Here is a 19,234-nt window from a genome sequence, read left to right as displayed (position 1 = left end):
ATTCCCCCCGCCTGGGCAAACATTGACTTTGATACTCCATAGCACTGCCTTGGTGCTGCGGGGCGGCTCCGGCGGACAATCGCGTCGGGAATGGACATGTGCGTCCCGTTCCGCCCTGGTGCACACGCTCCCGGATGTGCACACTTCCTCTCAGGGGTGCGATGAAGGGGGCGAAGGGGCCGTGCACGAAACGGAGTTCAGCGAGATGGGCGTACGGATCGACCGGTGGGCGCGCTCGCTCACCCGGGCCGGGCAGGTCACCGTCAAGGACGGCCGGGTGGCCCTGCTCACCAGCTACGGCGTGGAGATCGACAGTGCGCCGGTGGGCACGGTGCGTGCGGGCAGACCGTGGTTCGCGGGCGAGGACGCGACGGTGGCGCGGGTCAACGGGACGCGGTACCGGCTGACGATGCCGCGGCGCCGGGGCAAGCCCGATGACGCCGCCCCCGCTCGCCGCTTCCTCGAAGCCGTGCGCAGGGCGGGGGGCCGGCGGGGCTGACGGAGCGGCGCCGGAGGGACACCGCGAGTTGCGGAGCCGTGGCAGCTGGGCGACATTGGAGTCACGTCACTCATGGTTCACCGGCGGTGACAATGCGATCCAGGCCGCCGGGCGAATCAGCAGCCAGCCATCTGCTGGATCCGTTCCTTCGTCTTCTTCCGGACCTACTTCGGGGAGTCGCAGCCGTGATCAGCGAGCCAAGCAGGCACTGCACGGTGGAGCTCCAGGCCCTGCCGTCGCGGATCGGTCAGGTCCGCAGAATCATCTCGGCGCAATTGCGCTACTGGCACCTCGATCCTTTGATCGACCAGGCAGCGCTCGGCGTCACAGAACTGCTGACCAATGTCCACCGGCATGCACAGCCGGACAAATCATGCACCGTCGAGGTCGAGTTGCTGCTCGAACGGCTGACGGTGTCCGTCCACGACCACGACCCACGGATGCCGACCGTGCGCGAGGCCAGTGACTCCAGCACATCGGGGCGCGGGCTCGCACTGATTGCCGCGGTCAGCGAGAGCTGGGGAGTCCGCCCCCGGGGCGGTACGGGAAAGGTGGTCTGGTTCACCCTCCCCACGCCCTCCCTGTTCGCCACGCAGCCACCGCATGCGCTGTACGGGGCGACGACCGACGGGCCGTTCGAGCTGAACGGCATCACGGCGACGGAAGGCGTGTCGCCTTCCGCGGCGCGGTCGGTGGTCGTCGGCTGAAGCGGCAGCGGGGCGCCCACGGGCCAGTTCCGCGAAGCGGTGGCACAGGGCTTCACCCTGTGCCACCGCTTCGAGCTGCTCACCGTCCACCGAGAACGCCGCACCGACCTCCACGACGCCTCATCCCCCTTTCCCGCAGCCTCATCCACGGGAGGCACGCAGGGGAGGCCCGGTCATGACCGGGCCAAAGGGGCGCCAGGTGCTCTATCCGCAGGCAACATGATCAATAGGCCAACCGGCCTGAATTTCATCATTTGGAGAGTTCTCCCACAAAGTGGAAGAAACGCAATGGCCATTCGTGTTCGTTTGCGTCACAGGGCCGGCGTAGGAACTGAATCGACCCTCATCCTTCTTCGTTCCGGACCGACCATCAACAGACAGCGAAACATACATATAGTGCGGCGTCCCCGCGTACTTCTTCGCCACCAGAACAATGCAGTTGGTTCCGCCGTTGGCCGTGGAGTAGTAAATGTAACCCGTGGACCAAACCTTTCCACTCACCAAAAGGTTCTGCGTGTGCACGAGCGAGCCCGAACACCCGTAGCCTCCGGCGAAGGCACTGGGGGCAAGCGCAAGATTCGCTCCCCCTACCGCCATCACAGCAGCCCCCAGAGATATCAGGCTCCGCTTCATCCCCTTTGCCTGAAACCGGAAGATATTACGCATTCAGAGATCTCCTTCTGATCCGTTTGCCAAACTTCGCGAATAGGGCGTACTGTTGCAATTCCCGTTTCCGGTGGGGGCAGAAAGGTCCGGGAAGGCGTGGCCAATCATGCAGGACGGCCGCCAGGACTCCCGTCACTATTGGCCGGATCCAGCCCTCCCCCAGGCTATTGATGATGCAGTGGAGCTGTGTCGGTCCTGGATGGAAACCTAAGGGAATGCTGACGGCCCCGGTGCCGGACCGGGGGCCGCCTTCATGCATTCGCAGAATGACTGATTCTCACCTGTAACTGATTCCGGCTGAGGATTGACTCGTGATGTCGTGGCCGGAACTCATCTTCGCGATGGTGCCCCGTGGCCGACGAACAGGACAGGTCCTAGTAGTGCTTGGTCATGTTGGTGCGGGGTCTGGCATGTCGCGGTGACAGGTGGGGCAGGCGCCGGTCCAGGTCGCGAGGAGTGTCTGCAGTTCGCGGACGACTCGGTAGAGGCTCAGGCCGGCGCCGTCTCTTTTGGGGATCGGTTCAGTCGCTGGAGGGTGCAGAAGGCGTGGGCGACCGAGACGAGGGTGACGTGGTGGTGCCAGCCTGGCCAGGTCCGGCCTTCGAAGTGGGCCAGGCCCAGGGCCTGTTTCATCTCCCGGTAGTCGTTCTCGATGCGCCAGCGGAGCTTCGCGGTGCGCACGAGGACGGGCAGCGGGGTGGTCTCTGGCAGGTTGGAGAGCCAGAACTGGACGGGTTCGTCCTGGTCGGCGGGCCATTCGGCCAGCAGCCAGCGGACCGGAAGCTCGGCGGTGGCCGCGGCCATGCGGATCTCACGTCCGGCGGGCCGGATCCGCAGGGCCACGAAGCGCGAGTACATGCGCTTGAACCCGCTGCGGCCGCTGCCCGGCCGTGATCCCTCCCTCCACTGCACCGGCCGCGCGGAGGATTTGCCGGCCGCGATGACCAGGCTCTTCACTCGCTGGGCCGGCTCGGGGTAAGCAAGAATCGGCCGCGGGCCCCGGCCGGAGTAGGCCGGGGTGCATGGCTGTGCGTCCTCGGGTTGCGCGGTGGTCGTGGTCGAGATGCCCACCACGTAGTCGAGACCTCGTTCTTCCAGGCCGAGCCGGAAGGCGGCGGTGTCCCCGTAGCCGCCGTCGGCGATGACCTGGGGCACCTCGATGCCCCAGGACCGCGTCTCATCGATCATGTCGAGGGCCAGCTGCCACTTCTCGACATGCCCCACCTGGGCAGGGATGGCGCACTTGTCACGACGGGCCACCTTGGCCTGGTCGGCCTTTGGCGAGGCAGGATCCCAGCTCCCGGGCAGGAACAGCCGCCAGTTCACCGCCGCCGAGGCGCCGTTGGAAGCCAAGTGGAGCGAGACTCCGGCCTGGCAGTTGGTGACCTTGCCCGCCGTGCCGGTGTACTGCCGGGTCACGCATGCCGAGGCGTCCCCGTCCTTGAGGAAGCCGGTGTCATCGATGACCAGGGCGGTGGGTTTGATGACCGGCTGCATGCGCCAGGCCAGCCGGGCCCGCACATGCGCCGCATCCCACGGACTGGAGGTGACGAAGTGGGCCAGCGCCTGCCGGTTCCCGTCCTCGCCCAGGCGGGCGGCCATCGGCTCCACCGACTTGCGCCCGCCGTCCAGCAGCAGGCCCCGCAGATAGACCCCGCCCCACCGACGCTGATCCGCCCGCGCGAACGGCTCGAACATCTCCGCCGCGAAGTCCTCCAGATCACACCGGACCGCAGCCAACTCCTCACTCAGCACACCCGGTCAACGACACCACCGATCAAGAAGACACGCCATCACAAACCGCACATGACCAAGCCCTACTAGTCGGTGGCGATGGCGCGGAGAACGTCCAGCCGCGCCGCCCGCCGGGCCGGCCGCCAGCCGGCCAGCGCGCCCGCCGCGATGCCCACCAGGGCGACCACGAGCAGCCGCATCGGCGGGAGCGCGAAGGCGAACGCGGTGTCGCCCGCGCCCTCGGATGCCTTGACCAGCACCCAGCCGAGGAAGCCGCCCAGCAGGAGACCCCCGGTCGTGCCGAACGCGGCGACCAGGACCGATTCCCAGCGGACCATGGCCCGCAGCTGCTTCCGGGTCTGTCCGACCGCCCGCAACAGGCCCAGTTCCCTGGTGCGTTCGTGAATGGCCAGAGTGAGGGTGTTCGCGATGCCGAGCAGGGCGATCAGTACCGCCAGGGCCAGCAGCGCGTAGACCAGCGTGAGCATCATGTCGATCCCGCCCGCCGAGGACTGCGCGAACTCACCTCGGGTCTGCACGTCCGGGTTCCCGTACGCGGCGGCGGTCTTCGCGACCGCGCCCTTGCCGTCGGCCACGGACACCCCGTCCTTGAACGACACGGCGATCAGCGAGTCGGAATCCTGGCCGCGGTGCGGGGCCCAGGCCTGGCGGGTGATGACGTAGTCACCGGCCAGTTCCGCCTGTCCGTACACGGCCTGGACGGTGAAGGTCCGCTCCTGGCCGTCGGTGAAGGTGAGCCGAGCGGTTGAGCCGGTGTGCAGCCCTCGCTCGGCCGCCTCGGTGCCGGATACGGCGAGGCCGTTCGCACCCAGCGTCTTCAACGACCCGTCGATCCGGCCGAGATCGAAGACCTTGGCCAGCGCGACCGGATCGGTGACGGTGAGGGCGCGCCCGGAACCGTTGACCTCTGCGACGCCCCTGCCCAGGCCGACAGCGGTGGCCACGTCCGGCAGCCGGTCGACGGCGGGGGCGAGGCGGGGGCTGAGTCCGCTGCCGCCTGCGCCGAAGGAGGGGGCGCTGATGGCCACGTCACCGGCGAACGACCGGTCGACGGTCTGGTTCATCGTGGCCTTCAGCGAGGCACCGAACACCGTGAAGAGCGAGACCACCGCGACGCCGATCATCAGCGCGGTCGCGGTCGACGCGGTCCGCCTGGGACTGCGCAGCGCGTTGCGCCGGGCCAGGTGGCCGGTGGCACCGCGCAGCCGCCCGAGCGGCGCGCCGAGAATCCGTACGGCGCAGGAGGCGGCGATCGGGCCGAGTACGACGAACGCGGCGAGGGCCAGGACCGCGCCGGCGGCCGACAGCCAGACGGACGGGGCAGCCGACGCACCGGTCAGGATCACGCCGACCGCGGCAAGCAGCAGGGCGAGTCCGCTGACGGCACGGGGCCGGGAGCCGGCCGAGTCGTCGACGTCGGTCTCGCGCAGGGCCGCGAGGGGTGCGGTGCGTCCGGCGTGGACGGCGGGCACCAGGGCGGAGCCGACGCAGGCGAGGACGCCGACGGCGAGCGGCAGCAGCATGGACACCCCACTGATGACCAGGGAGCCCTCGGGGAACGGGAATCCGATCGCGGGGAAGAGCGCCTGGAGTCCGGCGGCGATGCCGATGCCGCCGGCCAGACCGGCTGCGGAGGCGATCATGCCGACCACGGTCGCCTCCACGAGGGTCGAACCGAGGATCTGCCGGCGGGACGCGCCGAGTGCGCGCAGCAGGGCGTTCTCCCGGGTGCGCTGGGCGACGACGATGGCGAAGGTGTTGTGGATGGAGAAGGTCGCGACCAGCAGCACGATGCCGGAGAACACCAGGAGCAGCGTGGTGAACAGGCTGAGGAAGGCGCCGGAGATCATGTCCTGGTTCTCGGCGGCCGAGGCCTGTCCGGTGATGGCCTCGGTGTCCGGGGGCAGCACGGGCCGCAGTGCGTCGACGAGTTCCTGCCGGCTGGTCCCGGGACCGGCCCGGACCTGGATGCTCGACGCCTGGCCGGGCTTCGGGGTGAGGTGCTTCTCGGCGTCGGCGAGCGTCATTGCGGTGTACGTCACCTGCGCCATGCCGTCCTCGCCACCGAAGGTGGCCAGGCCGACGACGGTGACACGCACCGGGTCGGGGGTGCGCAGGACGGTTGTGTCGCCGATCTTCAGCCCGCCCTTGTCTGCGGTGCCGCGGTTGACGACCACCTCGCCGGGCGCGGACGGGGCGTGCCCCTCGGCGAGCCGGTAGGGGTTGAGCCCGGGGTCGTCGATCCAGTTTCCGGCGAGGGTGGGCGGCCCCTGGCCGCCGATCGGTTTGCCGTCGGCGCCGATCAGCTGGCCGGCCCCCTGGATGTCAGGAGCGGCAGCGGCGACCTGGGGCAGTTTGTCGATGCGGTTCACGAGGCCGGTGGCCACGGGCTGCCGGGTGCCCTCCGACTCGCCGGACACGGTGACGACGTTGGTGCTGCGGACGACTGCGTCGGTGCCGCTGGCCGCATTGCCGAACATCGTGTCGAAGCTCGCGCGCAGGGTGTCCCCCATGACGAGGGTCCCGGCAAGGAAGGCGACGCCGAGCAGGACGGCGGTCAGGGTGCCGACGAAGCGGCACCGGTGGGCACGGAGCGAGGAAAGGCCGATGCGCACGGAGGCGCGGGTGCTGGTCATGGCATCCCCTGAATGCCCGGTGCGGGATCGAAGGCCTTGAGACGGTCGAGTACGCGTTCGGCGGTGGGGTCAGGCATCCGGTCGACGAGCCTGCCGTCGGCGAGGAAGACGACCTCGTCGGCGTGCGCGGCGGCGACCGGGTCATGGGTGACCATGACGACGGTGCGGCCGGTCTGCCGGACCGTGCGGCCGAGCAGCCGGAGCGCTTCCCGGCCGGCGCGCGAGTCGAGGTTGCCGGTGGGCTCGTCGGCGAAGACGACCTCCGGATCCCCTGCGAAGGCCCGGGCCACGGCGACCCGCTGCTGCTGACCGCCGGAGAGTTCGCTGGGCCGGTGGTGCAGCCGGGCGCGCAGTCCGACCGTGTCGATGAGAGCGTCCAGCCGGGCCCGGTCCGGGCGCTCCCCCGCCAGGTCCATGGGAAGTGTGATGTTCTCGGCGACGGTGAGCGTCGGCAGCAGATTGAAGGCCTGGAAGACGAATCCGATGCGCCGGCGGCGCAGCAGGGTGAGCCTGCGGTCGTCGAGCGCCCCGAGTTCGGTGTCGCCGATGAAGGCCGTGCCGGAGGTGAGGGTGTCGAGTCCGGCGGCGCAGTGCATCAGCGTGGACTTGCCGGAGCCCGAGGGCCCCATGATCGCGGTGAAGCGGCCGGCCGGGAAGCCGACGCTCACCCCGTCCAGTGCCCTGACCTCCGTGTCGCCCGTGCCGTAGACCTTCACTGCGTCGACGACCCGGGCGGCGGTCGTGGTGGCGGGAGCGGCGGCGGTCATGCCGCACCGCCCTTGCCGAGGGTGCCGAACTGTTCGTCGAGGACGGAGAGGCGGCGCCAGTACTCGTCCTCATCGATCTCCCCGGCGGCGAAGCGCCGCCCGAGCAGGGTGATCGGTGAGGCTTCGGCGGGGCCGTTCTGCGCCGCGCGGGCCTGCCAGGGGCCGCGCCGTCCGCGCCGGACGGTGCGTCACAGGACGGTGACGACGGTGATGACGACGGCTGCCCAGACGAGTGGGAAGAGAAGGACCCACGGTCCGGGTCCACCGTCGAAGGCCAGGGTGTTCATCTCGGTCAGCTCCTCGGTTCACGGTTCGGATGCACGCTTTTGCGACACCACCGAGCCTGTCTCCACAGGGGGTCCGCGTCGTCGTACAGCCAGCGGCAGTGCACGTACCCCGGCGGGAGTAGACGGCGGTCCCGCTCCTGCTCCCGGCCGCCGAGCATCGCGGGCCTGGATTCTGTACCTACTGGTATGTACAGTGAGCGCATGAGCACTTCGGACCGTCTGATCGAAGCCACCAGGGAGCTCCTGTGGGAGCGCGGATACGTGGGCACCAGCCCCAAGGCCATCCAGCAGCATGCGGGCGCGGGCCAGGGCAGCATGTACCACCACTTCGCCGGCAAGCCGGATCTGGCCCTGACGGCCATCCGCCGCACGGCCGAGGAGTTGCGCGCCACGGCGGGCAGGGTGCTGGACGCACCCGGGTCGGCGTACGAGCGGATCTCGGGCTATCTGCTGCGGGAGCGCGATGTGCTGCGCGGCTGCCCGGTGGGGCGGCTGACGATGGACCCGGAGGTCGTCGCGAGCGACGAACTGCGGGCACCCGTCGACGAGACGATCACCTGGCTCCGCGGCCGGCTCGCCGAGATCGTCCAGGAGGGCCTGGACGGCGGCGAGTTCAGCCCTTCGCTGGTCCCCGACGACATCGCGGCGGCGATCGTCGCGACCGTACAGGGTGGTTATGTGCTGGCCCGCGCCTCGGGCTCGACGGACGCCTTCGACGCGGCCGCACGCGGGCTGCTGACGCTGCTCGCCCCTGGTACGGCCGCCTCCTGACTGCCTGTCATACGTCATCCACCCCGAGGAGCATCTCGCGCATGCGCATCACCAGGAACAGGCCGGACACTCAGTGCGGACCGGCCGAGCACTTCAACGGCACTGTCTGGATCGACGAGCTCGCGGCGCCCGAACCGCCGTCCAGGCTGAGGCTGTTCAGCGTGCACTTCGCACCGGGCGGTCACACCGGATGGCACACCCACCCGCACGGCCAGGTCCTCCACGTCACCGAGGGCGAAGGTCTGGTGCAGCGCAGAGGCGGGCCCGTGGAGGCGATCCGGGCGGGCGACACGGTGTGGATCGAGCAGGGCGAGTGGCACTGGCACGGCGCCGCACCGCGCACGTTCATGACCCATCTCGCCCTCGTGGAGGCGGCCGAGGACGGCAGCACCATCCACTGGCACAGCGAGGCCCGCGTCCCCGAGTACCCCGCAGCCTGAGGAGCGCACGATGCACGCGATGCAGTACGAGATCACGCTGCCCGCCGACTACGACATGGGCATCATCCGCGACCGGGTGGCGACGCGGGGCCACCTCATGGACGCCTTTCCGGGTCTCGGCATCAAGGCGTACCTGATGCGGGCGCGCGGCAAGGACTCCCCGGTCAGCCAGTACGCGCCGTTCTATCTGTGGACCGCTCCCGAAGGCATGAACTCCTTTCTCCGGGGGCCCGGATTCCAGGGCATCGTCCAGGACTTCGGGCGCCCCGAGGTACAGCACTGGACCGGCCTGTCGTACGAGGAGGGCCCGTCACCGGCCACGCTGCCCCGCTCGGCCACCCGCCTCCGTTCACCCGTCCCGCCCTCGGCCGCTCCGGCGGACGCGATCGGGGCCGCACTGGAGGAGAGCCGGCGCCTCGCGAAGGTGCCCGGTGCGGTCGCCACGGCGCTGGCCTACGACCCCCGCCACTGGGAGCTGCTCCACTTCACGCTCTGGGACCACCCCGCGCCCCAGGAGGCCGGGGAACGCTACGAGGTACTCCACCTCAGCGGACCGGAGCGCGAACGGCTCGGGACGGAGCGCCAGTGGTAGCCGCGGTCCGCACCGTCCTCGGGGACATCCCCGCAGGCGAACTCGGTGTGTGCGACGCCCATGACCATCTCTTCCTGCGCAGCCCGGTGCTGCCGGGCCAGGAGCTCGACGACCCCGTGACCGCGGCCGAACGGCTGCGCGCCTTCAGCGGGTTCGGCGGCCGGTCCGTCGTGCAGTGGACGCCGTACGGCATGGGACGCCGGGCCGATCTGCTGGCGGAGCTGTCCCGTTCGGCGGGTACGCATGTGGTGGCGGCGACGGGGCTGCACCAGGCCGTGCACTACCCGGCCGCGCTGCTCGACCGGATCCGGTCCACTCTCGCCTCGCTGTTCGTCTCCGAGCTGACCGCCGGAATCGGCTCCACGACAGTCCGAGCAGGGCTGATCAAGGTCGCCGGCGCCTTCCACACGGTCGACGCCCACGCCCGGCTCACCATGACGGCGGCCGCCGAGGCGCATCACCGTACGGGCGCGCCGATCGCCGTCCATCTGGAGCTGGGCACGGCAGCCCTGGACGTACTCGACCTGCTCTGCGGCACGTTGGGGGTCCCGCCGCACCGCGTGATCCTCGGTCATCTCGGCCGGTCGCCCGACGGCGCCGCCCATCGGGAGGTGGCGCGGGCCGGGGCCTTCCTCGCGTTCGACGGCCCGTCGCGGGCCCACCATGCGACGGACTGGCGGCTGCCCGAGGAGCTCGCGGCGCTGGCCGGGGCCGGGTTCGGCGGGCAGTTGCTGCTGGGCGGTGACACCACCGTGCCGGAGACCCCGGGCATGCCGTATCTGCTGCGCCGGCTGCGCCCCCGCCTGACCGAGGTGCTGGGAGCCGGGGCCGTGGAGGACATGCTGGTCGCCAACCCGGCACGGGCGTTCGCGTTCGAGGCGCCGACGCGGGTCGACTGAGGACCGGCCTCCCAGTGGCCGGCCGCCGCCCTCAGGCGAGCGCGCCCAGCGGGTCGTCCAGCACCGGCTGCCAGGCCAGCTCCGCCGCGCCGACCAGGCTGTTGTGGTCGAGGGTGCAGGGCAGGATCGGCACACTGCCGCTCCGCCCCCAGAGGCTGCGGTCCGCGACCACCGCGCGCAGCCGTTCCGGGTCGGCGTCCAGCAGGGCGCGGTGCAGGCCTCCGAGGATGATGCGGTCCGGGTTGAGGATGTTGACGAGGCCGGCGAGCCCGAGGCCCAGCCGGTCGATCAGTTCCTCCGCGGCGTTGCGCACTGCCGCGTCGCCGTACTCGTTGCGCAGCAGGTCCCCGGACTGCTTGAGCAGCGACTCCTCGGGGCCGGGTGCGCGTCCGGCCGCGGTGAGGAAGGCGAGCGGGTCCGTCTCCACGTCGAGACAGCCACGGCCACCGCAGTGGCAGGGCCGGCCCTCGGGGTGGACGGTGAGATGACCGACCTCCAGGGCGAGCCCCGAACTCCCGCTGTGCAGACGGCCGTCCAGGACGAGCGCGCCGCCGACACCGCGGTGGCCGGTGGCGACGCACAGCAGGTGCTGGGCACCGCGCCCGGCTCCGTGACGGTGCTCGGCAAGCGCGGCGAGGTTGACGTCGTTTCCCGTGAACGCCGGTCCGGTGATGCCCGCTTCGCGGACGCATGTGGCGAAGATCTCGCGAACCGGGGCCCCGGCCGGCCAGGCGATGTGGAGCGGGTTGAGGGCGGTGCCCTCCGGCTCGGCGACGGCCGAGGGCACCGCGAGCCCCGCGCCGACGCATCGCAGGCCACTGTCGCGCAGCAACCGGGCGCAGTCGTCCACGACTTCGCCGATGACCTGGGCAGGATCGGCCGTGATCGTGACACAGCCTGGGGCGGTCGCGACGAGCCGGCCGCCGAGCCCGACCAGCGCGGCCCGGAATCCGTCCGCGTGCACCTGGGCGGCGAGGGCCACCGGCCCGGACTCGCGCACGGCCAGCCGGTGCGAGGGCCGGCCCTGTGAGCCGGCCGCCGATCCGGGGCTGGAGTCGACCTGGATCAGGCCGAGGGCCTCCAGCTCCGCGGCGACCGCTCCGGCGGTGGCGCGGGTGACGCCCAGCTCGGAGGTGAGGACGGCGCGAGTGGGCGCGCGTCCGGTGTGGACCAGCTCCAGCGCGGGTCCGAGCGCGCTGCGGCCCCTCTCCAACTTCGTCCGGGTGGTGGTCACCTTGCCGTTCATGGGGGCGAGTCTCCCATGATCCGGAGGTGGTGCGGACGCCACGGCGTCCGGCTTCTCCCCCGCGCCGCCCCGCTCCACGGCATGGAACAGCAGCCCGTGACCCGTCGTCCGGGCCGGGTGGGCAGCCGTCTTGCGCCCGTTGTCCACGGGCCCCTATGCTGAGTTTGTGCCGCAACTAAACAAACTGCGGACGGCCCTGCCGGGGGGACCGGGCGGAAACACCGCCCCACCTCCATCGACACGCCTCCGTACCGCGCTGACCGTGTTCTTCGCCCTCGACGGGTTCCTCTTCGCCGGCTGGGTGGTCCGTATCCCGGCCATCAAGCAGCAGACCGGCGCCTCGGCCTCCACCCTCGGCCTCGCACTTCTCGGCGTATCCGCCGGTGCCGTGATCACCATGATGCTCACCGGGCGGCTCTGCCGCCGTTACGGCAGCCATCCGGTGAGCGTGGTCTGCGGCGTCCTGCTGCCGCTCAGCATCGCGCTGCCCGCCCAGACGCATTCGGCGCTCTCACTCGGGCTGGTGCTGCTGGTGTTCGGCGCCGCGTACGGCGGCATGAACGTGGCGATGAACAGCGCGGCGGTCGATCTGGTCGCCGCCCTGCGGCGTCCGGTGATGCCCAGCTTCCACGCCGCGTTCAGCCTCGGCGGCATGATCGGCGCCGGACTGGGCGGTCTGGTCGCGGGCGGCCTCTCGCCCTCCGCGCATCTGCTCTGCCTGACCGGAATCGGACTGCTCGTCACCGCGTACTGGGGTCCGGTCCTGCTGCGCCACCCCTCGCCGAAGCCCGCCCCGACGGCGGCTGACGGGAAGGCGGGCCCCCAACCCCTGACCGGACGGGCGCGCCGTGTGGTGATCCTGTTCGGCGTGATCGCGCTCTGCACCGCGTACGGCGAGGGCGCCCTGGCCGACTGGGGCGCCCTCCACCTGGAGCAGGACCTGCACGCCCACCCGGGGGTGGCCGCAGCGGGCTACTCGCTGTTCGCGCTCGCCATGACGGCGGGCCGGCTCACCGGCACGGCACTGCTCGAACGGCTCGGCCAGACCCGCACCCTGGTCGCGGGCGGCACCACCGCGGCGGCCGGGATGCTGCTCGGCTCACTCGCCCCGACCAGCTGGCTCGCGCTCCTCGGGTTCGCCGTCACCGGGCTCGGCCTGGCCAACATCTTCCCGGTGGCGGTCGGCAGGGCCGGCGAGCTGGCCGGTCCCGGCGGAGTGGCCGCGGCCTCGACGCTCGGCTACGGCGGCATGCTTCTCGGGCCCCCCGCGATCGGCTTCCTGACCGACTGGTTCTCCCTGCCCGTGGCCCTGACCACGGTGGCGGTGCTGGCCCTCGCCGCGGCGGCGCTGGGATACGGCGCACGCAATGCGGCGCACACATGAGTGAGTAGCCGTACTCAGGCAGGAACGGTTCTGCCGCCGCACGATGGAGACGTAACCGCCCCGCCCGCCGACTGTCGCGGGTGAGGCCGGAAACCATCAACGGGGAGCACTCCATGAACAAGCCGGTCCTGACCAAGCAGCACGTCCACACGCTCGCACGCCTCACCTTCGGCAACGCCGCATCGCGGATCTACCTGGGCGTGGTGGCGGCGACAACGGTGTTCGTCACCGTGGACACGCTCTTCGTCGCCCACGAGGACGCCTCGTTCGCCGGGGTGTGGCTCTTCCTCCTGGCGGCGCCGACCGTCTTCGTCTTCTTCGCCGGGAGTTCGATGCTGGGCGCGGAGGCGCTCGGGCCCGACTGGTTCGTCTACCTGGCGCTGGTGGTGTCCGTGCTGGTGCAGTCGCTCGCGCTGGGCTGGTTCGTACGGCTGATGCGCGGTGGCCGCGGCCGGACCCGTCAGGCCCGCCCCCAGGGCGTCTGATCCCCTGGCACAATCCAGCCATGAAGATCGCTGAGCATATACATTCCCTGGCCGCCGAGGGCCGGTTGCTGGCGGACGCGGCCGAGGAGGCGGGCACCGGGGCACCGGTGCCGACCTGTCCGGGCTGGCAGGTGCGCGACCTGCTCAGGCACACCGCGATGGTGCACACCTGGGCGGCCGCCTTCGTGACCGAGGGCCACACCTCGTACGTCCCCGACGCCGGGGAGCCGGACCTGGACGGGCCCACGCTGCTCGACCGGTTCCGTGCGGGGCACCAGCTCCTGGTGGAGGCGCTGGAGCGCGCACCGCAGGACCTGGAATGCTGGGCCTTCTTCGCGGCGCCGTCCCCCCTCGCCTTCTGGGCGAGGCGACAGGCTCACGAGACGACGATCCACCGGGTGGACGCGGAGTCCGCGCGCGGCGGGGTACTCTCCCCCGTCGCGTCCGCCCACGCGGTGGACGGCATCGACGAGCTGCTGCAAGGGTTTCACGCCCGCCCGAAGAGCAGGGTGCGCACCGATGTACCGCGCACGCTGCACCTACGGGCCACGGACACGGACACGGTGTGGAACGTACGGCTCTCCACCGAACCACCGGCAGCCGTGCGCGCGGACGAACCGTCCGTGCTGCCGCCCGTGGACTGCGAGTTGAGCGCCACCGCCCAGGAGCTCTACCTCACTCTCTGGAACCGGCGGCCCCTCACAGCTCTCGCGGTGACCGGCGACCCCGACCTCGCGCGGCTGTGGCGTGAGCGCTCCTCGGTCACCTGGTCCTGAGCCGGCGGGGACACGCGGCGGGCGGCTTGTCCGCCCGCCACCGCACCTGTAGAACTCCGGACATGGGACACCGAAGCCAGTCGGACCGTGACGCCATGACCGTCGAGATCGGCTTCGCCGTGCTGACCGGAGCCCTGCTGGCGGCGGCCGCGTTCGCCATGGTCTGCGCCCCGGCCCTCCTGTCGGCGTCGGGCGGCGGTGTGCGCCGCGGGCTGCTCATGGCCGCGGCCTCCGTGGCAGTGCTGGTCTTCGTCGGCCGCGTCGTCGACGTGCTGCGGCGGTTCGGCCGCCGCGACACGGAGCGCGAGGTCGGCAGGCGCGGCCCCGTGCTGCCGGATCAGCCCAGCCAGCCCGGTCGCACCAGCCCCGACTCGTAGGCCAGCACGACCAGTTGGGCCCGGTCGCGGGCGCCGAGCTTCACCATGGTCCGACTGACGTGGGTCTTGGCGGTGAGCGGGCTGACCACGAGACGGCGGGCGATCTCCTCGTTGGACAGGCCGATGCCGACCAGCGCCATCACCTCCCGCTCCCTGTCGGTCAGTTCGTTCAGTGTGGTCACCGATGCGGGCTCTTTGGACCGGGCGGCGAACTCGGCGATCAGGCGGCGGGTGACGCCCGGCGACAGGAGTGCGTCACCGCCGACCACCGCTCGGACGGCCCGCAGCAGTTCCTCCGGCTCGGTGTCCTTGACCAGGAAGCCGGAAGCTCCGGAGCGGATCGCCTCGAAGACGTACTCGTCGAGCTCGAAGGTGGTGAGCATGACCACCTTCACCTCGTCGAGCGCGGGGTCCCGGGTGATCGTGCGGGTCGCGGCGAGGCCGTCGAGCCGCGGCATCCGGATGTCCATCAGCACGGTGTCCGGCCGCAGTTCACGCACCAGACGGACGGCCTCCTCGCCGTCGGCGGCCTCGCCCGCCACCTCGATGTCCGGCTGGGCGTCCAGCAGGGCCCGGAATCCCGCCCGGACCAGCAGCTGGTCATCGGCGAGCAGTACGCGAATCACGGTGTCTCCTTCTGGTGCGCCGCCGGGCCGGAACCACCGGCCGGCAGCGGAAGTCCGGCCCGTACCCGGAAGCCGCCGTCGGGCCGGGTCCCCGCCTCGATCGTGCCACCCAGGGCCGCCGCCCGCTCCCGCATCCCGGCCAGCCCGTTGCCGCTGCCCCCGGCTGCCGTGCCGGTGGCAGGACCCTCGTCGTCGATGTGGAGCGTGATGCGGTCCGGCCCGTACCCGACCCGGACCTCCGCGGTACGCGAACCGGAGTGCCGCACCACGTTGGTCAGAGCCTCCTGGATGATCCGGAACGCCGCCAGGTCCGCGCCGGGCGGTACGGCCCCACGTACACCGTCCGTGGCGACGGTGACGGTCAGCCCGGCGCTCGCGGCCTGTTCGACCAGTTCGGGAAGCCGGTCGAGCCCGGGGGCCGGCGTCCTCGGCGCGTCACCGGGCGTACGGAGGGTGTCCAGGACCTGCCGCACCTCGCCGAGCGCCTCCTTGCTGGCGGCCTTGATCGTGGTGAGCGCCGTACGGGCCTGCTCGGGATCGGTGTCGAGCAGGGCCAGTCCGACACCTGCCTGCACGTTGATGACGGAGATGCTGTGCGCGAGGACGTCATGGAGCTCACGGGCCATCCGCAGCCGCTCCTCGTCGGCCCGCCGCTTCTCCGCACGTTCCCGCTCGGCCCGTTGCGCGGCCCACTGCTCACGGCGTACGCGGACGAACTCGGCGGCCGCGACGATGGCCACCACCCAGGCGGCGACGCCCAGTTCCTGTCCCCAGGGCGCCGCTGCGTCGCCTTCGGGGGGCAACCACCGGTAGAGCCAGTGCCCCACCACGAGATGCCCCACCCACACCATGGCGACCGCCGACCATGCGGCCCGCCGGTATCCGGCGACAACTGCGCTGAAGCAGCCCACGGCGACGGCCAGGAAGACCGGTCCGTACGGGTAGCCGGCGCCGAGATAGAGCGTTGCCGCGGCCGAGGCCCCGAAGACGGCCGCGACAGGATGCCGGTGGCGGAACAGCAGTACGGCCACGGCGGCGATCAGGAGCAGCCTGGCAAAGAGGTCGAGCGGGGCCTTCTCGTCCAGTTGCCCGCGGGCCGCGAAGCCCGATCCGGCCATGACGACGACGCCGAGCAGGATCGTGGACGCCCAGGGCAGCCGGCCGGCGGACCGGCCCTGCGCTCCCGTCAGCCAGCGCGGCGGCTCGCCGTTGTTCCAGAAGCCCCGGGGGCCCTGCGGGCCGGCCGTCCTGCCGTCCGGCCCGCCGCGCGCCCAGGGGGGTCGACGCGACGTTCCGCCCTGATTCCCGGGGGGACCGTCGCCGGTCTGTGCGCGCTGCTCTTCCATGGCGGCCACGCTAGACCGCGCACCTGCGCCCGGGCGTCCGCCGGGCGTGGTGATCGCCCGTACTCCCCGGGGAGTACGGCGAACGGGGCCGTCGGCCTCCTCGGCGGCAGCCGGACCTGTCGCCGTCCGCCAGGCCCACCCTCGCCCGCCGGACCTACCGTCGCTCGCCGAGCAGGCCGACCGTACGGGCCAGCTCCGTCACCGCCTGCCGGAAGAAGACCTCGCGGGCCTTCACCACGCGGTTGAACTGGCCGAAGATCTCGAACGACAGAAGTCCGAAGAGCTGTGACCACGCGGCGACGAGCGGCACCGCCACCGCCGGCGGAAGCCCTGGGGCGACGTCCGCGGCAAGCCGTTCGGCCTCGGGGCGCAGTTCCTCGGCGAGCGGCGGAAGCGCGAGCCCCTCCTCGCGGTGCGCGTCCTCGACAACGGCGATGAGGACGAGGCCGACCCGGGACGCGGGACCTACGGTGTCCTGCGGCGCGGTGTAGCCGGGCACGGGCGATCCATAGATGAGCGCGTACTCGTGGGGGTGTGCCAGGGCCCAGTCCCGTACCGCGCACGCGACCGTCACCCAGCGGGCCAGGTGGGCGCCGGTCCGGGCGGATGCGGTGGTACTCGCGGCGGCGACGGTTCCGGCGGGCTCGGTGGCACTCGCGGCGGCAGCGGTCCCGGCGGCGGCCCCTGCCGACTCTTCCACCGCCGTCCGGTGGGCGTGCTCGGCGGCTTCGCCGACGGAGTCGTACGCATCGACGATCAAGGCGGTGAGCAGATCGTCGCGGCTGGGGAAGTAGCGGTAGAGCGCCGATGACGCCATGCCGAGTTCACGTGCCACGGCGCGCAGCGAGAGCTTCGCCGCGCCTTCGGCCGCGAGCTGTTTTCTCGCCTCGTCCTTGATGGCGGCGGTGACCTCGATACGGGCCCGTTCCCTGGCTCCCCGGATAGCGCTCATGGTCATCAGTCTGCCATGAAGCGGGAGCACCGACCAACAACGAGAGCGGTGCTCTTGCTTTTGAGCACAGTTCCCGTGCACACTGATCTCAAGCGAGAGCACTGCTCTCCCAAACTGTGGGGGTCCCCATGTCGCAGCCGTCGTACTACCTTCAGGGCAGCCCGTTCGCCATCCGCATGAACAGCGTCATCGGCTGGCTGGCCCGGCACGGGGTCAGCCTGCTCGGTTCACAGGAGCTGTCGGTGCGGGGCCGTAAGAGCGGGCAACTGCAGCGCATCCCCGTGAACCTCCACACCTACGAGGGCGCGCAGTACCTCGTCTCCGCACGGGGGCACTCGCAGTGGGTGCGCAATATGCGGGCCGCGGGCGGCGGTGAACTGCGGGTGGGCCGCAGGACCCGCGTCTTCACGGCCGTGGAGATCGCGGACGACGACCAGAAGACGGCCGTCGTCCGCGCCTACCTGGAGCGCTGGGGCTGGGAGGTCAATCAGTACTTCAAGGGCATCACGGCCAAGTCCACGGACGCCGAGCTGCTGGTGGCCTGCCCCGACCACCCCGTGTTCCGGATCACCGTCGAGCGCTGACCCGCGGCCGGATCGTCGTACCGTCCCGATCCGGCCCGGCCTCCGGTGTGTCGTCGGCCCCCGGCGGTCCTTATCGGTCCATCGCCGACAGCGCCCGCTGCGCCAGCGGGTGTGAACGGACCAGTTCGGCCAGCGAGGTCGTCCCCCGGGTGATGCCCGCGAATGCGTTCCACGCGGGACGGAAGCCCGTCAGCACCGCGTGCAGCAGGCCCGGACGCCGCTCGAAGAGTTTCAGCATGCGCCGTCCCACGCTCATCTCGACGCCGAGCCCGGCCTTGATGGCGAACGCGTAGTTGAGCGCCTGCCGGCGGGCGTCCACCGCGTCGTGCGACTCGGCGACGCGCACCGCCCACTCACCGGCGAGCCGTCCCGAACGCAACGCGAACGAGATGCCCTCACGGGTCCACGGCTCCAGCAGACCCGCGGCGTCCCCGCACACGAGCACCCGACCACGTGAGAGCGGCGAGTCGTCGCTGCGGCAGCGCGTCAGATGGCCGGAGGAGATCTTGGGCTCGAAGCCGGCCAGGCCGAGCCGCGCGATGAAGTCCTCCAGATACCGCTTGGTGCCACCGCCGTCGCCGCGCGCCGAGATCACACCGACCGTCAGGGTGTCCCCCTTGGGGAAGACCCAGCCGTAACTCCCGGGCATGGGACCCCAGTCGATCAGCACCCGGCCGGCCCAGTCCTCCGCGACCGTCTCCGGCACAGGGATCTCGGCCTCCAGACCGAGGTCCACCTGGTCGAGCTTCACCCCGACATGGGCTCCTATCCGGCCGGCGCTGCCGTCCGCGCCCACGACCGCACGGGCCAGGACGGTCTCGCCGCCGGACAGCACGACCGCGACCGTGCGCCGGTCGGGCACGGCGGCGCCGTGCTGCTCGACCCGGGAAACCGTCGCCCCGGTGCGGAGTTCGGCGCCGGCCTTCTGTGCCTCCTCGACCAGGCCCGCGTCGAACTCGGGACGGTTGATGAGGCCGAAGAGCATGCGCCTGGAGCGGCGGGTGCGTGCCAGCCTGCCGTTCAGCGAGAACGTGACCGCATGGATCCGGTCTCGCAGGGGCAGTTCGAAACCGGGCGGCAGTGAATCGCGCGAATACCCGATGATGCCGCCGCCACATGTCTTGTAGCGGGGCAGTTCCGCTTTCTCCAGGAGCAGTACCCGACGGCCGGCGACCGCCGCCGCGTATGCCGCGGAGGCTCCCGCCGGTCCGGCGCCGACTACGACGACGTCCCACACGGACGACTCTTCGTGCTCATGTCCGGCGTCTGCGTTCTCGCTGCTCACGATGTGCTTCTGCTCCCGATCCGACCAGTGGCCCAAGCTGCTCCCGGCATCCTACGGCGCGTTGCGGCCGGACCCTGCTGTGGGAGGATCGGCCGGACCTCCGTCGTACCTGCAACGCCGCACTCCTGGCGTTCCCGTACCCGGATACGTACAC

At 71.2% G+C, this 19,234-nt stretch carries 20 protein-coding genes and 1 pseudogene; 11 read left to right on the top strand and 10 right to left on the bottom strand.

Translation table 11 applies throughout. The features are described 5' to 3' along the window. Positions 1-205 precede the first annotated feature (205 nt). Complete coding sequence (locus OG912_RS34570; RefSeq protein ID WP_326740497.1) at positions 206-499, top strand: hypothetical protein; 294 nt, start codon at positions 206-208, stop codon at positions 497-499. A 215-nt stretch (positions 500-714) separates the two neighbouring features. Next, positions 715-1,206 carry an ATP-binding protein gene (locus tag OG912_RS34565; RefSeq protein ID WP_327713615.1) on the top strand — a complete coding sequence of 164 codons (492 nt, stop codon included), beginning with the start codon at positions 715-717 and terminating at the stop codon, positions 1,204-1,206. Positions 1,207-1,410: 204 nt separating this feature from the next. Here the strand turns inward: OG912_RS34565 and OG912_RS34560 are convergent, their stop codons facing one another. From OG912_RS34560 to OG912_RS34540, 5 genes and pseudogenes are all read right to left on the bottom strand, one after another. Further along, the gene (locus OG912_RS34560) at positions 1,411-1,872 is read right to left on the bottom strand and encodes a hypothetical protein (RefSeq protein WP_326734521.1); all 462 of its coding nucleotides are present in this window, start codon (positions 1,870-1,872) and stop codon (positions 1,411-1,413) included. Positions 1,873-2,361: 489 nt separating this feature from the next. Then, on the bottom strand, positions 2,362-3,627 hold the full coding sequence (locus tag OG912_RS34555; protein WP_443061018.1) for an IS701 family transposase: 1,266 nt from the start codon (positions 3,625-3,627) through the stop codon (positions 2,362-2,364). 65 nt (positions 3,628-3,692) lie between these two features. Then, on the bottom strand, positions 3,693-6,263 hold the full coding sequence (locus OG912_RS34550) for an ABC transporter permease (RefSeq protein ID WP_327712746.1): 2,571 nt from the start codon (positions 6,261-6,263) through the stop codon (positions 3,693-3,695). Beyond that, on the bottom strand, positions 6,260-7,030 hold the full coding sequence (locus OG912_RS34545) for an ABC transporter ATP-binding protein (protein WP_327712745.1): 771 nt from the start codon (positions 7,028-7,030) through the stop codon (positions 6,260-6,262). Before OG912_RS34545 ends, OG912_RS34550 begins: the two co-directional genes overlap by 4 nt. Further along, positions 7,027-7,317 (bottom strand): annotated as a pseudogene (locus OG912_RS34540) (SHOCT domain-containing protein). The gene OG912_RS34545 and the pseudogene OG912_RS34540 overlap by 4 nt, the downstream one beginning before the upstream one ends. A 201-nt stretch (positions 7,318-7,518) precedes the next feature. Between OG912_RS34540 and OG912_RS34535 the strand changes: the two are divergent. The 4 genes from OG912_RS34535 to OG912_RS34520 are packed head-to-tail and all read left to right on the top strand — an operon-like array spanning position 7,519 to position 10,019. After that, complete coding sequence (locus OG912_RS34535; protein WP_327712744.1) at positions 7,519-8,088, top strand: TetR/AcrR family transcriptional regulator; 570 nt, start codon at positions 7,519-7,521, stop codon at positions 8,086-8,088. Positions 8,089-8,129: 41 nt separating this feature from the next. Beyond that, positions 8,130-8,528 (top strand): (R)-mandelonitrile lyase, encoded by a 399-nt coding sequence (locus OG912_RS34530; protein ID WP_327712743.1) that lies wholly within the window; start codon positions 8,130-8,132, stop codon positions 8,526-8,528. A gap of 10 nt (positions 8,529-8,538) precedes the next feature. After that, positions 8,539-9,120, top strand: a complete 582-nt coding sequence (locus OG912_RS34525; protein ID WP_327712742.1) for a DUF4865 family protein — start codon at positions 8,539-8,541, stop codon at positions 9,118-9,120. Beyond that, positions 9,114-10,019: a phosphotriesterase family protein gene (locus OG912_RS34520; RefSeq protein WP_327712741.1), complete on the top strand. Its 906-nt coding sequence runs from the start codon at positions 9,114-9,116 to the stop codon at positions 10,017-10,019. The genes OG912_RS34525 and OG912_RS34520 overlap by 7 nt, the downstream gene beginning before the upstream one ends. A gap of 31 nt (positions 10,020-10,050) precedes the next feature. Here the strand turns inward: OG912_RS34520 and OG912_RS34515 are convergent, their stop codons facing one another. Next, positions 10,051-11,265, bottom strand: a complete 1,215-nt coding sequence (locus OG912_RS34515) for an ROK family protein (RefSeq protein WP_326734529.1) — start codon at positions 11,263-11,265, stop codon at positions 10,051-10,053. 262 nt (positions 11,266-11,527) lie between these two features. Here OG912_RS34515 and OG912_RS34510 point away from each other — a divergent pair, with 262 nt between their 5' ends. From OG912_RS34510 to OG912_RS34495, 4 genes are all read left to right on the top strand, one after another. Further along, the gene (locus tag OG912_RS34510; RefSeq protein WP_327712740.1) at positions 11,528-12,649 is read left to right on the top strand and encodes an MFS transporter; all 1,122 of its coding nucleotides are present in this window, start codon (positions 11,528-11,530) and stop codon (positions 12,647-12,649) included. A gap of 113 nt (positions 12,650-12,762) precedes the next feature. Further along, entirely contained in the window at positions 12,763-13,134 is a 372-nt protein-coding gene (locus OG912_RS34505; protein WP_327712739.1) for an SCO4225 family membrane protein, read from the top strand. Between the two features lie 20 nt (positions 13,135-13,154). After that, complete coding sequence (locus tag OG912_RS34500; protein ID WP_327712738.1) at positions 13,155-13,910, top strand: maleylpyruvate isomerase family mycothiol-dependent enzyme; 756 nt, start codon at positions 13,155-13,157, stop codon at positions 13,908-13,910. A gap of 62 nt (positions 13,911-13,972) precedes the next feature. Further along, the gene (locus tag OG912_RS34495; protein WP_327712737.1) at positions 13,973-14,287 is read left to right on the top strand and encodes a DUF6332 family protein; all 315 of its coding nucleotides are present in this window, start codon (positions 13,973-13,975) and stop codon (positions 14,285-14,287) included. Here OG912_RS34495 and OG912_RS34490 read toward each other — a convergent pair. The 3 genes from OG912_RS34490 to OG912_RS34480 form a co-directional block, all read right to left on the bottom strand. Further along, positions 14,248-14,913, bottom strand: a complete 666-nt coding sequence (locus OG912_RS34490; protein WP_327712736.1) for a response regulator transcription factor — start codon at positions 14,911-14,913, stop codon at positions 14,248-14,250. The two genes, OG912_RS34495 and OG912_RS34490, sit on opposite strands and share 40 nt — an antisense overlap. Next, on the bottom strand, positions 14,910-16,259 hold the full coding sequence (locus OG912_RS34485) for a sensor histidine kinase (protein WP_327712735.1): 1,350 nt from the start codon (positions 16,257-16,259) through the stop codon (positions 14,910-14,912). The genes OG912_RS34490 and OG912_RS34485 overlap by 4 nt, the downstream gene beginning before the upstream one ends. Positions 16,260-16,413: 154 nt before the next feature. After that, positions 16,414-17,211, bottom strand: a complete 798-nt coding sequence (locus OG912_RS34480; RefSeq protein ID WP_327712734.1) for a TetR/AcrR family transcriptional regulator — start codon at positions 17,209-17,211, stop codon at positions 16,414-16,416. A gap of 128 nt (positions 17,212-17,339) precedes the next feature. Between OG912_RS34480 and OG912_RS34475 the strand changes: the two genes are divergently transcribed. Then, positions 17,340-17,795 (top strand): nitroreductase family deazaflavin-dependent oxidoreductase, encoded by a 456-nt coding sequence (locus tag OG912_RS34475; protein WP_327712733.1) that lies wholly within the window; start codon positions 17,340-17,342, stop codon positions 17,793-17,795. Positions 17,796-17,865: 70 nt separating this feature from the next. On the opposite strand, the gene OG912_RS34470 is transcribed toward OG912_RS34475, so the two are convergent. Then, complete coding sequence (locus tag OG912_RS34470) at positions 17,866-19,080, bottom strand: geranylgeranyl reductase family protein (RefSeq protein WP_148015434.1); 1,215 nt, start codon at positions 19,078-19,080, stop codon at positions 17,866-17,868. Positions 19,081-19,234: the final 154 nt, after the last annotated feature.

The organism is Streptomyces sp. NBC_00464, assembly GCF_036013915.1.
In the GTDB taxonomy this organism is placed as follows: domain Bacteria; phylum Actinomycetota; class Actinomycetes; order Streptomycetales; family Streptomycetaceae; genus Streptomyces.
Note: the sequence above shows the minus strand (reverse complement) of the source record. Positions and strands in the feature narration are given on the sequence as shown.

Excerpts from the sequence above, each read along its gene's own strand:
- OG912_RS34480 (WP_327712734.1), bottom strand. The coding sequence starts at position 17,211 with ATGAGCGCTATCCGGGGAGCCAGGGAACGGGCCCGTATCGAGGTCACC.
- OG912_RS34550 (WP_327712746.1), bottom strand. The coding sequence starts at position 6,263 with ATGACCAGCACCCGCGCCTCCGTGCGCATCGGCCTTTCCTCGCTCCGT.
- OG912_RS34505 (WP_327712739.1), top strand. The coding sequence starts at position 12,763 with ATGAACAAGCCGGTCCTGACCAAGCAGCACGTCCACACGCTCGCACGC.
- OG912_RS34495 (WP_327712737.1), top strand. The coding sequence starts at position 13,973 with ATGGGACACCGAAGCCAGTCGGACCGTGACGCCATGACCGTCGAGATC.
- OG912_RS34560 (WP_326734521.1), bottom strand. The coding sequence starts at position 1,872 with ATGCGTAATATCTTCCGGTTTCAGGCAAAGGGGATGAAGCGGAGCCTG.
- OG912_RS34485 (WP_327712735.1), bottom strand. The coding sequence starts at position 16,259 with ATGGAAGAGCAGCGCGCACAGACCGGCGACGGTCCCCCCGGGAATCAG.
- OG912_RS34535 (WP_327712744.1), top strand. The coding sequence starts at position 7,519 with ATGAGCACTTCGGACCGTCTGATCGAAGCCACCAGGGAGCTCCTGTGG.
- OG912_RS34500 (WP_327712738.1), top strand. The coding sequence starts at position 13,155 with ATGAAGATCGCTGAGCATATACATTCCCTGGCCGCCGAGGGCCGGTTG.
- OG912_RS34545 (WP_327712745.1), bottom strand. The coding sequence starts at position 7,030 with ATGACCGCCGCCGCTCCCGCCACCACGACCGCCGCCCGGGTCGTCGAC.
- OG912_RS34570 (WP_326740497.1), top strand. The coding sequence starts at position 206 with ATGGGCGTACGGATCGACCGGTGGGCGCGCTCGCTCACCCGGGCCGGG.
- OG912_RS34515 (WP_326734529.1), bottom strand. The coding sequence starts at position 11,265 with ATGAACGGCAAGGTGACCACCACCCGGACGAAGTTGGAGAGGGGCCGC.
- OG912_RS34525 (WP_327712742.1), top strand. The coding sequence starts at position 8,539 with ATGCACGCGATGCAGTACGAGATCACGCTGCCCGCCGACTACGACATG.
- OG912_RS34530 (WP_327712743.1), top strand. The coding sequence starts at position 8,130 with ATGCGCATCACCAGGAACAGGCCGGACACTCAGTGCGGACCGGCCGAG.
- OG912_RS34475 (WP_327712733.1), top strand. The coding sequence starts at position 17,340 with ATGTCGCAGCCGTCGTACTACCTTCAGGGCAGCCCGTTCGCCATCCGC.